The following is a 12,472-nucleotide window of genomic DNA, read 5'->3' as shown; positions in this document are numbered from 1 at the left end:
AAAGCAAGTAAATTATTATTCAATATATTTACAAAATAAATAATTGAGATAAATGGAAGCCGATACTTTTGAGGCTAGATGGCGTAATAAAATATTGTCCTTTGGAGGCGTTATAGTATTGATAATTATTATTATATTATACCTACATGATAGAAAATTAGATCAATATTTGGATAATGGAGGCAGCGTTCAGGTAGTCGCTAAAATCACACGTAAGCTTTCTTTTCGAGGAACTACTTATATAGATGTAGAATTTGATTATAACGGAAAAAAATTTAAATCGGACTTTGGTACGTCTGATGTTCATGCAGATAGTTTAAAGGAAGGTGATAAAGTAAGATTATTAGTTTCTAAAAAGCAGCCCATAGAAAATTTCAGATATATTGGCGTTGGAGAAGAAGCGCCTGATCTAGACAGTCAGTAATAAGTTTGTTTTATTGATATAATTAAGGGCGCTTAAACATTCATTTTGGAAAGCCATAAGTTTTTCCAGTAGTCCTTTATTTTAGATTTGCCAAATTGGTTTCAAACAGAGGACTTACTACTTGAACTTCGTTCACCCTCTAACCTTCCTCGCTCTTCACAATAAAAAAACTTCACTCAACTGCTTGAAAATCAAAAAATATGTTCGTACTTTTGCAGTCCCGAAATGCGGGTTAATAAAAGTAAAACAAAAAGGAAGAAATGCCTACTATTCAACAATTAGTTAGAAAAGGTAGAGTAGCTCTGGAGGATAAGAGTAAATCCCCAGCGTTGGACAGCTGTCCACAGCGAAGAGGCGTGTGTACCCGTGTATACACCACTACCCCTAAAAAACCAAACTCAGCAATGCGTAAAGTGGCCCGTGTGCGCCTAACCAACGGTAAAGAGGTGAATGCCTACATCCCTGGTGAAGGTCACAACTTACAGGAGCACTCTATCGTGTTAATCCGTGGCGGCAGGGTTAAAGATTTACCAGGTGTTCGTTACCACATCATCCGTGGTGCATTGGATACCTCAGGTGTAAACGGTCGTAACCAACGTCGTTCTAAATATGGTACTAAACGCCCTAAACCAGGTCAACCGGCAGCAGCAACTAAAGGTGCACCAGCTAAAGGCAAAAAGAAATAATTAAAGGAGGATAGTAACAATGAGAAAGTCAAAACCAAAAAAGAGAATCCTTCTTCCTGATCCAAAATTTAATGATGTTTTGGTAACCAGGTTCGTAAATAACATGATGTATGACGGTAAAAAATCTACCGCATACGGCATTTTCTACAACGCTGTTGAAATCGTTGAGAAAAAAACCAGCGAAAACGGTCTGGAAACTTGGAAAAAAGCATTAAACAATGTTATGCCTGCTGTTGAGGTTAAATCTCGTCGTGTGGGTGGTGCTAACTTCCAGGTACCTACCGAGGTTCGTCCGGAGCGTAAAATCGCTTTAGGTATGAAATGGTTAATTAGCTATGCCCGTCGTCGTGGTGAAAAAACCATGATGGAGAAACTGGCCGGCGAAATCATCTCTGCTGCTAAAGGTGAAGGCGCTGCTGTGAAGAAAAAAGAAGATACGCACAAAATGGCCGAGGCCAACAAAGCGTTCTCGCATTTCCGTTTCTAATAAAAGAAATCTGTAAGGGAGTGATGAATAATTACTCCCTTACTTAATAAAAAAGAAAATGTCAAGAGATCTTAAATATACTAGAAACATTGGTATTGCCGCTCACATTGATGCCGGTAAAACCACTACTACCGAGCGTATTCTTTACTATGCGGGTGTTAGCCACAAAATTGGCGAGGTGCACGAAGGTGCAGCTACCATGGACTGGATGGCACAAGAGCAGGAGCGTGGTATCACCATCACTTCGGCTGCTACTACCGTATTCTGGAACTACCGCGGTAACAAATATCAGGTAAACGTAATTGATACTCCCGGACACGTGGACTTTACCGTAGAGGTAAACCGTTCATTGCGTGTACTGGACGGTTTAGTGTTCCTGTTCTCTGCTGTTGACGGTGTTGAGCCTCAGTCAGAAACTAACTGGCGTTTGGCTAACAACTATAACGTACCTCGTATCGGTTTTGTTAACAAAATGGACCGTTCTGGTGCCGACTTCTTAAAAGTTGTTAAACAAGTACGTGATATGCTGGGTAGCCACGCGGTTCCTCTGCAAATCCCTATCGGTGCTGAAGACGGCTTTAAAGGTGTTGTTGACTTGATCAACTTCCGTGGTGTGGTTTGGAATGAGCATGATAAAGGTATGACCTTTACCGAAGTGCCAATTCCTGACGATTTGTTAGACGAAGCTACCGAGTGGAGAGAGAAATTACTGGAAGCTGTTGCTGAGTACGATGATACGTTAATGGAGAAATTCTTTGACGATCCGACTACTATCACCGAGCGCGAAGTATTAGACGCTTTACGCCAAGCTACTTTAGCTGGTAAAATCGTTCCGATGACTTGTGGTTCATCTTTCAAAAACAAAGGTGTACAAACCATGCTGGATTATGTAATGGAGTTGTTGCCTTCACCAATTGATTCAAAAGGTGTGGTAGGTACTAACCCTAACACCGGCGAAGAAATTTTGGTTAAACCAGACGTAAAAGAGCCTTTTGCTGCTTTAGCGTTTAAAATTGCAACCGACCCGTTTGTAGGCCGTTTGTGCTTTATTCGCGTTTACTCTGGTAACCTGGAAGCAGGTTCGTATGTGCACAACATGCGTTCAGATAACAAAGAACGTATCTCTCGTATCTTCCAAATGCACGCCAACAAGCAAAACCCAATCCCTAACGTAGGTGCTGGTGATATTGCTGCGGTAGTAGGCTTTAAAGATATTAAAACAGGTGATACCCTGTGCGACGAAAAGAACCCAATCGTTCTAGAGTCAATGGTATTCCCTGAGCCGGTAATCGGTTTGGCAATTGAGCCTAAAACTCAGGCCGACGTTGATAAACTGGGTATGGCTTTAGGTAAATTAGCTGAAGAGGATCCAACCTTCCGTGTAAACTCTGATGAAGAGACCGGCCAAACCGTTATTTCGGGTATGGGTGAGTTACACTTGGATATCATCATGGACCGCTTAAAACGTGAGTTTAAAGTGGAAGTAAACCAAGGTGCTCCTCAGGTAGCTTACAAAGAGGCTATCACAGGTCAAGCGCAACACCGCGAAACTTATAAGAAACAAACCGGTGGTCGTGGTAAATTCGCGGACATCCAAATCGTTGTTTCTCCGGCTGATGAAGGTAAAGAAGGTTTACAGTTTGTGAACGAAATCACTGGTGGTGCAATCCCTCGCGAGTTCATTCCATCTGTTGAAAAAGGCTTTGCTGCTGCCATGGCAAATGGTGTATTAGCAGGATATCCTTTAACCAGCTTAAAAGTACGTTTGATTGATGGTTCATTCCACGCAGTCGATTCAGATGCATTATCTTTCGAGATTGCAGCACGTTCGGCTTACCGCGAGGCATTACCAAAATGTCGTCCTGTACTATTAGAGCCTATCATGAAAATCGAAATCTTAACCCCTGAAGAAAACATGGGTGATGTAATCGGTGACATGAACCGTCGTCGTGGCCAGCTGCAAGGTATGGACAGCCGTAACGGTGCTCAGGTAATTAAAGCGATGGTTCCACTTTCTGAAATGTTTGGTTACGTAACTCAATTACGTACTATCACTTCAGGCCGTGCAACTTCAACCATGGAGTTTGACCATTATGAAGAAGCACCACGTAACGTACAAGAAGAAGTGGTTGCTAAATCAAAAGGTAAATCAAAAGGCGCTATTGCTTAATTGATATAATTAAACAGATGTGCTGATGCTAAATCAGTACATCTGTAAATAAATAACCGCCATGCTGTAATAAATAGCTCTTACACATGGTTAAAACAAATAAATAAAATGAGCCAAAGAATCAGAATCAAATTAAAATCTTACGATTATAACTTGGTTGATAAATCAGCTGAAAAAATCGTTAAAACTGTAAAGCCAACCGGCGCTGTAGTAAGCGGACCGCTTCCTTTACCTACTGAAAAGAAAACTTTTACTGTATTACGTTCACCACACGTAAACAAAAAAGCTCGTGAGCAATTCCAATTGTGCAGCTACAAACGCCTGTTGGACATTTATAGCTCTAACTCTAAAACAGTAGACGCTTTAATGAAACTTGAATTACCTAGCGGTGTTGAAGTAGAAATCAAAGTGTGAGTTTTTGATTTTATAACGATACTTAATACAAAGGCTACCTTGCAAAAGGTAGCCTTTGTTATTTTATGGTTGGCTGTAGTTTGTTATATCCAGGTGCATGCTCGCATCATTGCGCTATAAATGTTCGTTTATGAAACAAGCTTCTGTATCATATCCGAACAATAATTTATGTATATATTTTATAAATATCCTGAAAGACAGATGTTTGTGAATTGGGTATCTTTTTAGTACTATTAAAGCCGTACATATTGATATTCAAACTAATCCGCTATCACTCATGTTTAAAAACTACATCAAAATTGCCTGGCGTGGCCTTTTAAAAAATAAGGTATACTCACTTATTAATATTGTAGGACTTGCACTAGGCATGGCGGTAGCTATACTTATAGGCTTATGGATTTGGGACGAAGTATCATTTGACCGTTACCATGATAACCATGACCGCATTGCCCAGATCATGACATCACAAACCTTTAATGGACACCGCGGCACGCACCCTGCAGTAGCTATCCCATTGGCTAATGAGTTGAGATTAAAGCATTCGGCCGATTTTAAACACGTGGTATTGGCCACTTGGAACAGCGACTATATAATAGCTGTAGGTGACAAAAAGATATCTAAACAAGGTATGTGGGTTGAGCCGGGTTTTCCGGAGATGCTTACCCTAAAGATGCTTAAAGGAAGGCGAAACGCATTAAAAGACCAAACGTCCATGTTACTGTCAGAGACAGTAGCTAAAGTGCTGTTTAACGACGCTGATCCTATGGGTAAAACGGTACGTATCAATAATCAGACAGATATGAAGGTAGCCGGTGTTTATGAAGATATACCCACTAACGCTACTTTACATACCACCCAAATACTAATGCCTTGGAGTAAGTATGTGGATGAGAACCCATACGTAAAATCATCCAGTACATACTGGGGCGATCATAGCCATCAGTTGTTTGTACAAATTTCAGAACAAGCCGATTTTAACAAAATCACCGCAAAGGTAAAAAGTATACCCGGCCAGTATTTTAAGGCTGGCGATGAGGAGATATTGTTGCACCCTATGAACAAATGGCGGTTGCAAAGCGAGTTTAAAGAAGGTAGGCTGGTTGGCGGCCGTATAAAATTCGTATGGTTGTTTGGTATTATCGGTGTATTTGTGTTACTGCTGGCCTGCATCAATTTCATGAATCTAAGCACGGCCCGTAGCGAAAAACGATCTAAAGAAGTAGGCATTCGCAAGGCTATCGGGTCAATGCGCCAGCAGCTCATTGGGCAGTTTTTAAGCGAGTCAGTTGTTATGTCGGTATTGGCATTTGTGTTGGCAATGGCATTTGTGTTGTTATTTTTACCTTTCTTCAATAGCTTATCTGAAAAAGATATTCACCTGCCGTGGAGCAATCCTGTGTTTTGGCTATTGGCTTTAACCTTTACGGCTATCACCGGTTTAGTTTCGGGCAGTTATCCCGCTTTCTATTTATCCAGTTTCAATCCAGTTGCCGTTTTAAAAGGAACCTTTAAAGCAGGCCGTTTTGCAGCGGTGCCGCGTAAAGTGTTAGTGATTATTCAGTTTACCGTATCTGTTACTTTAATCATCGGCACTATCATCGTGTTTAAGCAAGTACAATTTGCCAAGAGCAGACCGGTTGGATATGATAGAGAAGGGCTAATAACAATTGCCATGAATACGCCCGAAATAAGAGGGCATTATGATGCGCTCAGAGATGATTTACTGAAAACAGGCGCAGTTGAAAATATGGCTCAGTCATCTAGTCCATCAACCGATATATACAGCAATAATATTGGTTTTGATTGGAAAGGTAAAGATCCAGGCACCAATCCCATATTTGGAACCATAGCCATAAGCCATGATTACGGAAAAACAATAGGTTGGCAAATTAAGGAAGGGCGCGATTTTTCAAGAAGCTTTACTACTGATACCAGCAGTATGTTAGTGAACGAAGCCGCAGTAAAATTAATTGGTATCAAAAATATCATCGGCGAAACAATAAAATGGAATGATAGGCCTTATACCGTAATAGGGGTAGTAAAAGACATGATTATGCAATCGCCCTACCGCGAAATGGTTCCTACTGTGTTTATGCTCAATTATGGGTGGTCTAATTTAATAACCATTAAAATGAAACCTTCTTTGCCTGTAAATGATGCACTGGGCAAGGTAGAGGGGGTTTTTAAAAAATATGATCCGGGCAGCTCATTTGAATATAAATTTACTGATGATGAGTATGCTCAAAAGTTTTCTGACGAAGAACGTATCGGAAACCTCGCTACATTTTTTGCAGTATTGGCTATCTTTATCTCTGCATTGGGACTGTTTGGTTTAGCATCATTTGTAGCCGAACAGCGCACTAAAGAAATAGGTGTGCGCAAAGTGTTGGGGGCATCTGTTTACAACTTATGGAGTATGCTATCACGTGACTTTTTAACCTTGGTTATCATTTCCTGTTTTATCGCTATTCCGCTGGCTTGGTATTATCTTAACCAATGGTTGCAAGGTTATGATTATCACACCTCTTTATCAGGGTGGGTGTTTTTGGCAGCAGGAGCGGGTGCAATGGTAATTACTTTGTTAACCGTAAGCTTCCAGGCCATAAAGGCGGCTATTGCTAATCCGGTAAAAAGTTTACGAACAGAATAAAAAGACTTAAAAAAGGCTGCCCATTGAGTGAGCAGCCTTTTTTTATGTCTTTGGGAATCGTTAGCTTCTTCCCAGCAATTCATCCAATTTATTCCGCTCGGTTTGCAATTCACGGGCTAGCTTCTTCTCTTTCTCGTTAGCTTTTACTTTGTAAGTTTTATACTCTTCATCCAGCTCGTCATACAACTTGGTGCGGTAACGGGCCTCGCGGCGGGCGCTGGTAGATTGGAACAGCACAATAGCTGTCACTATGCCAAATACAAGCACCAATCCCCACATTATTAAGTTGTAAGTAGACTTTGTTACCGGTATTCCCAAGAAACTGATGGCGTCTGCCTTTGAATTGGATTCATTCAAACTTTGTTCTTTAGCAGATACATCAGACTGCAGGTCTTGTACGGCTTTGCCTTGAGCGGTTAGCTTGCGTTGTACGTCTTGCAGCTTTTGACGCTGCATGCGAATCGTATCAGTTATATTCTTATAAAACGCCGACAGTTGCGGACGCTGGTAGCCGTATATTTTAGTCAGCAAATATTGGTACTGGCCGTTTAAGCTTTTGTCATTAGGCGCTACAGGTGACGGTGTTACCGGCCGACCGGCATATGGGTTGACTGGCGTTGCCGGGCGATTAGCTGTTGCACCTGCTGGCTGACTAGCGGCAGATCTGGGTGTTGCAGCCGGAACCTTGGGCTTGGCTCGTGCCGAGTCTTGCGCCGAGGCCGTTACCACAGTAGCCGCAAATATAATGGCGGTTAGGCTTTTTAATATATATGATTTAGTCATAAATAGCTTATGGAATGTATAGATGTAAAATTAAGTAACCTCAAAATTGTTTAGGGGATGTGATAAATGATGCAATCAAGTGCTGTATTGGCCACGTTGTGCAAAAAACGAAAATAGCATATCTACCTTAAATTTACCAATCATAATTATATTAGCAGCATGAACATCGGAATAATTGGTTTGGGTGATATGGGTAAGGTTTATGCAAAGGCGTTTGCTAAAGCCGGTTATACCGTATGTGGATGCGATTTACCGCAAAATCGCGAAGCGCTAGAACATGAATTAATTCCACTAGGCGTTGCATTGCTCGACGACGGCAAACAAGTATCCCGCACCTGCGACTTGATCATTTATTCTGTAGAAGCCGATCATATGGCTAAAGTGGTGGCCGAGTGCAGCCCATCAACCAAATATGGCGCTATAGTAGCCGGTCAAACTTCGGTAAAAAGTCCGGAGATTGCCTTGTTTGAGGCACATTTGCCGGCCGATGCGCAGATTGTCACTTTTCATGCCATGCATGGTGGCGGCTTCGAACCCGAAGGGCAAAAGCTGATTCTCATCCGCCATCGTGCTACCGATGAGGCCTATCAGCGCATGTTAGATTTGTTCACCGCTATCAAATCTGATGTTGTAGAATTGCCCGACTATCACGAGCATGACCGCATTGTGGCCGATACGCAAGCTGTTACGCACGTAGGTTTCGAAAGCATGGGTACGGCTTGGGCATCAGCTGGCTTTTTCCCATGGGAGAATGCTTCTTATCTCGGAGGAATTGATAATGTTAAGATTCTCATTACCCTCCGCATATTTAGCTACAAAGCGCACGTATATGCCGGGCTGGCTATTCTTAACCCTTACGCTCGTCAGCAGGTAAAGCGCTATGCGCAATCCGAATCGGAATTGTTTAAGTTGATGATACAGGAAGAGGAGGAAGCCTTCAGAGAACGGTTATATAAAGCCCGTGACTTCGTATTTCATGAAAGCCGCAAGCCGATCATGCTCAATGATTCGGTTATGGATGAATTCACCTTTCATGGAAATGTGAGCGAACGTAAGCCAAATTCGCACTTAAGTATATTGAGTATGGTAGATGCATGGTATCACCTGGGCGTAAACCCGTATGATAACTTGGTAGGGCAAACGCCGCCTTTCCGTTTGCGCCTGGGCATTGCCGAATATTTATTTAAGGATGAAGAATTGCTGGAAGAATCTATCCAGGCTGCTTTGTATGATAAATCTATACGTGGAGATGACCTGGAGTTTCATTCTGCTGTGCGCGAATGGGCGTCGATCATCAACTACGGTGATATGGAAGGCTATAAAAAGCATTTTAACCAGGTACAAACATTTTTTCAGGACCGCTTAAAAGAGGGGCAAAAGCAAAGTGCCGACCTGATTAGACGATTAACAGTTAAATAACAATATCCGAGTCAACCGACCTGAATTTGCCTACGTGCATCAAAAAACGCAAGGAAGCACTACCGTATCGATACCATTATACAGTAACCACTTAATAAGCCAACAGTCAATAAATACTACCAAAATAGAAGAAGATTTATCGCACTTATTTATATTTATGACGTTGTTTCTCAAAGCAACATTTTACCGTCGAAAACTGCACAGTCTAAACACTGAGAATCAGACTAAAAAACAACGAAAAATTATTTTGTAACTGTTTGATAGTTAATTAAAAATTCCTATCTTTGCCGTCCCTTTCGGGGGCAACTATGCCTTGAACGAAGCCCTACTGCTTCGATGGGCAAAACAAAAAAACAAGAAAATGTCAGGAATTATTGGTAAAAAAGTAGGAATGACCAGCATTTTCGATGAGACAGGAAAGAATATTCCTTGTACAGTAATCGAAGCTGGGCCTTGTGTAGTTACACAAGTGAAGTCTGTAGATGCAGACGGGTATGCAGCTGTTCAGCTGGCATATGATGAGCAAAAAGAAAAAAACACCCCTGCTCCTTTAAAAGGCCACTTCCAAAAAGCCGGTACTACGCCAAAACGCAGACTGGTAGAATTCAAAACTTTCGAAGATCAAAAAAATCTAGGTGACACTGTTACCGTAGATATTTTTGCTGCCGGAGATTTTGTGGATGTAGTAGGTACCTCAAAAGGTAAAGGTTTTCAGGGTGTTGTAAAACGTCACGGTTTCGGTGGTGTGGGTATGCAAACTCACGGTCAGCACAACCGTTTGCGTGCGCCAGGTTCACTGGGTGCTTCATCATGGCCTTCACGCGTATTTAAAGGTATGCGTATGGCCGGTCAAACTGGTAATGCTCGTGTTAAAGTACAAAACCTTGAAGTGGTTAAAGTATTTGCTGAGCAAAACCTGCTGGTAGTTAAAGGTTCTATCCCAGGAGCTAAGGGTTCATTCGTAATCGTAGACAAATAAGATGGAAGTTAATGTATTAAATGTATCAGGTAAAGAAACGGGTGCCAAGGTGCAGCTTCCTGATTCGGTTTTCGCGGTAGAACCCAACGATCACGCTATCTATCTTGATGTTAAGCAATTTTTAGCTAACCAACGTCAAGGTACACACAAAGCAAAACAACGTAACGAAATTGCAGGTTCAACCCGCAAATTACATAAACAAAAAGGTACTGGTGGCGCCCGCGCAGGTAGCATCAAATCACCTTTGTTTAACGGTGGTGGCCGTGTATTCGGTCCGCAACCTCGCGACTATAGCTTTAAGCTGAACAAAAAACTTAAGCAATTAGCTCGTAAATCAGCACTGACCTATAAAGCTCAGGATAACAGCATCGTAGTATTAGAAGATTTTAACTTTGATTCAGTTAAAACCAAAAACTACATACAACTGGTAGCCGACTTGAATTTCACTAATGAGAAAACATTGCTGGTATTGCCTGCTGCAAACAACAATATTTATTTATCAAGCAGAAACCTGAAAAAAGCTAAGGTTATCACTGCCGATCAGTTGAACACTTATGATGTGTTAAACGCAGGCAAGGTATTGCTAACTGCTGGTTCTGTTAAAACTCTGGAGGAAGCGTTCGCTAAGTAATTATGGAAATTTTAAAGAAACCTTTACTTACTGAAAAAGTATCTCTGCTTACAGAGAAACTTAATCGTTATGCTTTTAAAGTTGATCCCAGAGCTAACAAAATTCAGATCAAGGGAGCAATTGAAGCAATGTATGGTGTAAACGTGAAAGCGGTAAACACTATGAAATATTCTGGAAAGCTGAAAAGTCGCAACACTAAAGCAGGTATTGTAACCGGTCGTCCGGCTACCTTCAAAAAAGCGATCATCACTTTACAGGATGGTGAAACAATAGATTTTTATAGCACAATATAAAAAGAGAAATGGCAGTTAAAAGATTTAAACCGGTTACTCCGGGTACCCGCTTCAGAGTGGGCGCCGATTACTCTGATGTGACTACTAATGTTCCAGAAAAATCATTAGTGGTTTCACACAAAAAATCAGGCGGACGTAACAACACCGGTAAAATGACCATGCGTTACATCGGTGGGGGACATAAGAAATCATACCGATTGATCGACTTTAAACGTGACAAGTTTGACATCCCCGCTACTGTTGCGACTATCGAGTACGATCCAAACCGTTCAGCACGTATCGCCCTGTTACATTATGCAGATGGCGAAAAACGCTACATGATTGCTCCAGAAGGCTTGACCGTAGGTCAGGTAGTTCTTTCAGGTTCAGGTTCACCTCCTGAAGTAGGTAATACCTTGCCGTTGAAGAACATTCCTTTAGGTTCTATCATTCATAACATTGAACTGAACCCTGGCCAGGGTGGCACTATTGCCCGCTCAGCAGGTACATACGCACAACTGTCTGCACGTGATGGTAAATACGCCATTATTAAATTGCCTTCAGGTGAAACCCGCATGATCCTTTCAACTTGTTTAGCAACTATCGGTACTGTATCAAATGCCGAGAAAGCTAACGAAGTGTTAGGTAAAGCAGGTCGTAAACGTTGGATCGGTCGTCGTCCAAGAGTACGTGGTGTTGCCATGAACCCTGTCGATCACCCTATGGGTGGTGGTGAAGGCCGTTCATCAGGTGGTCACCCACGCTCACGTAAAGGTTTGTTAGCTAAAGGCTACAAAACCCGCGACAAGAAAAAAACATCTGATCGTTATATCATAGAAAGAAGGAAGAAATAATGGCACGTTCGATTAAAAAAGGACCTTACATTGATCATAACCTGGAAAGAAAAGTTCTTACCTTGAATGAATCAAGCAAGAAATCAGTTGTAAAAACATGGTCACGTCGTTCCATGATCTCTCCTGATTTCGTTGGTCATACATTTGCAGTACATAACGGTAATAAATTTATACCTGTGTATGTAACAGAAAACATGGTAGGTCACAAGCTGGGAGAGTTTGCGCCAACCCGTACATTCCGTGGTCACGCAGAAAAGAAAAAATAATAGGCAATGGAAGCAACAACAAAAATTAAAAAGTCTGTATTAATCAGACAACGCAAAGAGCAAGAGAAAGCTCAGCAAGGAGGAGCTTCTGTTGCCAAATTACAGAACTGCCCAACTTCGCCGCGTAAAATGCGCTTAGTGGTAGATCTGATTCGCGGTGAGCAGGTTGAAAAAGCACTGTATATCTTAAAATATACCAATAAAGAAGCGGCTATCCGTGTTGAGAAATTATTGCTGTCAGCTATCAAAAACTGGGAAGCAAAAAATGAAGGCAAACGCGTTGAAGATAGTGCTTTATATGTAAAAGAAGTTTCAGTAGGTGGTGGCCGTCAGTTGAAAAGATTGCGCCCAGCTCCTCAGGGCCGCGGATACCGTATCCGTAAACGCTCTAACCACGTAACTTTAATTGTGGATAGTAAAACCGAAATTAACTAATA

14 protein-coding genes are annotated in these 12,472 nt (G+C 41.7%); 13 read left to right on the top strand and 1 reads right to left on the bottom strand.

Features of this window, described 5'->3' with window-relative positions; translation table 11 throughout:
- Nucleotides 1–52 precede the first annotated feature (52 nt).
- From GPM24_RS01990 to GPM24_RS01965, 6 genes are all read left to right on the top strand, one after another.
- Nucleotides 53–424: a hypothetical protein gene (locus tag GPM24_RS01990; RefSeq protein WP_158825063.1), complete on the top strand. Its 372-nt coding sequence runs from the start codon at nucleotides 53–55 to the stop codon at nucleotides 422–424.
- A gap of 260 nt (nucleotides 425–684) precedes the next feature.
- Nucleotides 685–1,110, top strand: a complete 426-nt coding sequence (rpsL, locus tag GPM24_RS01985; RefSeq protein ID WP_158825062.1) for a 30S ribosomal protein S12 — start codon at nucleotides 685–687, stop codon at nucleotides 1,108–1,110.
- Nucleotides 1,111–1,129: 19 nt separating this feature from the next.
- On the top strand, nucleotides 1,130–1,597 hold the full coding sequence (gene rpsG / locus GPM24_RS01980) for a 30S ribosomal protein S7 (protein WP_158825061.1): 468 nt from the start codon (nucleotides 1,130–1,132) through the stop codon (nucleotides 1,595–1,597).
- Nucleotides 1,598–1,655: 58 nt separating this feature from the next.
- Entirely contained in the window at nucleotides 1,656–3,767 is a 2,112-nt protein-coding gene (gene fusA, locus GPM24_RS01975; RefSeq protein ID WP_158825060.1) for an elongation factor G, read from the top strand.
- Nucleotides 3,768–3,875: 108 nt separating this feature from the next.
- The gene (gene rpsJ, locus GPM24_RS01970) at nucleotides 3,876–4,181 is read left to right on the top strand and encodes a 30S ribosomal protein S10 (protein ID WP_158825059.1); all 306 of its coding nucleotides are present in this window, start codon (nucleotides 3,876–3,878) and stop codon (nucleotides 4,179–4,181) included.
- Between the two features lie 277 nt (nucleotides 4,182–4,458).
- Nucleotides 4,459–6,831, top strand: a complete 2,373-nt coding sequence (locus GPM24_RS01965; protein WP_158825058.1) for an ABC transporter permease — start codon at nucleotides 4,459–4,461, stop codon at nucleotides 6,829–6,831.
- A 60-nt stretch (nucleotides 6,832–6,891) separates the two neighbouring features.
- Here the strand turns inward: GPM24_RS01965 and GPM24_RS01960 are convergent, their stop codons facing one another.
- Nucleotides 6,892–7,614 (bottom strand): hypothetical protein, encoded by a 723-nt coding sequence (locus GPM24_RS01960; RefSeq protein ID WP_158825057.1) that lies wholly within the window; start codon nucleotides 7,612–7,614, stop codon nucleotides 6,892–6,894.
- 159 nt (nucleotides 7,615–7,773) lie between these two features.
- On the opposite strand from GPM24_RS01960, the gene GPM24_RS01955 reads away from it, so the two are divergent.
- From GPM24_RS01955 to rplV, 7 genes are all read left to right on the top strand, one after another.
- The gene (locus tag GPM24_RS01955; protein WP_158825056.1) at nucleotides 7,774–9,033 is read left to right on the top strand and encodes a prephenate dehydrogenase; all 1,260 of its coding nucleotides are present in this window, start codon (nucleotides 7,774–7,776) and stop codon (nucleotides 9,031–9,033) included.
- A 361-nt stretch (nucleotides 9,034–9,394) separates the two neighbouring features.
- Complete coding sequence (rplC, locus tag GPM24_RS01950) at nucleotides 9,395–10,012, top strand: 50S ribosomal protein L3 (RefSeq protein WP_158825055.1); 618 nt, start codon at nucleotides 9,395–9,397, stop codon at nucleotides 10,010–10,012.
- A gap of 1 nt (nucleotide 10,013) precedes the next feature.
- A complete protein-coding gene (rplD, locus tag GPM24_RS01945; RefSeq protein ID WP_158825054.1) occupies nucleotides 10,014–10,643 on the top strand; it encodes a 50S ribosomal protein L4 in 630 nt (209 codons plus the stop codon).
- Nucleotides 10,644–10,645: 2 nt separating this feature from the next.
- Nucleotides 10,646–10,936: a 50S ribosomal protein L23 gene (gene rplW, locus GPM24_RS01940; protein WP_158825053.1), complete on the top strand. Its 291-nt coding sequence runs from the start codon at nucleotides 10,646–10,648 to the stop codon at nucleotides 10,934–10,936.
- Between the two features lie 8 nt (nucleotides 10,937–10,944).
- Entirely contained in the window at nucleotides 10,945–11,769 is an 825-nt protein-coding gene (gene rplB, locus GPM24_RS01935; RefSeq protein WP_158825052.1) for a 50S ribosomal protein L2, read from the top strand.
- Nucleotides 11,769–12,035 carry a 30S ribosomal protein S19 gene (gene rpsS / locus GPM24_RS01930; RefSeq protein WP_076377419.1) on the top strand — a complete coding sequence of 89 codons (267 nt, stop codon included), beginning with the start codon at nucleotides 11,769–11,771 and terminating at the stop codon, nucleotides 12,033–12,035. Before rplB ends, rpsS begins: the two co-directional genes overlap by 1 nt.
- A gap of 6 nt (nucleotides 12,036–12,041) precedes the next feature.
- Nucleotides 12,042–12,470: a 50S ribosomal protein L22 gene (rplV, locus tag GPM24_RS01925; RefSeq protein ID WP_158825051.1), complete on the top strand. Its 429-nt coding sequence runs from the start codon at nucleotides 12,042–12,044 to the stop codon at nucleotides 12,468–12,470.
- The last annotated feature ends 2 nt before the right edge of the window (nucleotides 12,471–12,472 follow it).

The sequence above is a fragment of the Mucilaginibacter lacusdianchii genome, assembly GCF_009770985.1.
GTDB classification, from domain to species: domain Bacteria; phylum Bacteroidota; class Bacteroidia; order Sphingobacteriales; family Sphingobacteriaceae; genus Mucilaginibacter; species Mucilaginibacter lacusdianchii.
The sequence above is the reverse complement of the archived record's forward strand: the minus strand, read 5'-3'. Positions and strand labels throughout refer to the sequence as shown.

Excerpts from the sequence above, each read along its gene's own strand:
- rplC (WP_158825055.1), top strand. The coding sequence starts at position 9,395 with ATGTCAGGAATTATTGGTAAAAAAGTAGGAATGACCAGCATTTTCGAT.
- fusA (WP_158825060.1), top strand. The coding sequence starts at position 1,656 with ATGTCAAGAGATCTTAAATATACTAGAAACATTGGTATTGCCGCTCAC.
- GPM24_RS01960 (WP_158825057.1), bottom strand. The coding sequence starts at position 7,614 with ATGACTAAATCATATATATTAAAAAGCCTAACCGCCATTATATTTGCG.
- rpsJ (WP_158825059.1), top strand. The coding sequence starts at position 3,876 with ATGAGCCAAAGAATCAGAATCAAATTAAAATCTTACGATTATAACTTG.
- rplB (WP_158825052.1), top strand. The coding sequence starts at position 10,945 with ATGGCAGTTAAAAGATTTAAACCGGTTACTCCGGGTACCCGCTTCAGA.
- GPM24_RS01955 (WP_158825056.1), top strand. The coding sequence starts at position 7,774 with ATGAACATCGGAATAATTGGTTTGGGTGATATGGGTAAGGTTTATGCA.
- rpsS (WP_076377419.1), top strand. The coding sequence starts at position 11,769 with ATGGCACGTTCGATTAAAAAAGGACCTTACATTGATCATAACCTGGAA.
- rpsL (WP_158825062.1), top strand. The coding sequence starts at position 685 with ATGCCTACTATTCAACAATTAGTTAGAAAAGGTAGAGTAGCTCTGGAG.
- rplD (WP_158825054.1), top strand. The coding sequence starts at position 10,014 with ATGGAAGTTAATGTATTAAATGTATCAGGTAAAGAAACGGGTGCCAAG.
- GPM24_RS01990 (WP_158825063.1), top strand. The coding sequence starts at position 53 with ATGGAAGCCGATACTTTTGAGGCTAGATGGCGTAATAAAATATTGTCC.
- rplW (WP_158825053.1), top strand. The coding sequence starts at position 10,646 with ATGGAAATTTTAAAGAAACCTTTACTTACTGAAAAAGTATCTCTGCTT.
- rplV (WP_158825051.1), top strand. The coding sequence starts at position 12,042 with ATGGAAGCAACAACAAAAATTAAAAAGTCTGTATTAATCAGACAACGC.
- rpsG (WP_158825061.1), top strand. The coding sequence starts at position 1,130 with ATGAGAAAGTCAAAACCAAAAAAGAGAATCCTTCTTCCTGATCCAAAA.
- GPM24_RS01965 (WP_158825058.1), top strand. The coding sequence starts at position 4,459 with ATGTTTAAAAACTACATCAAAATTGCCTGGCGTGGCCTTTTAAAAAAT.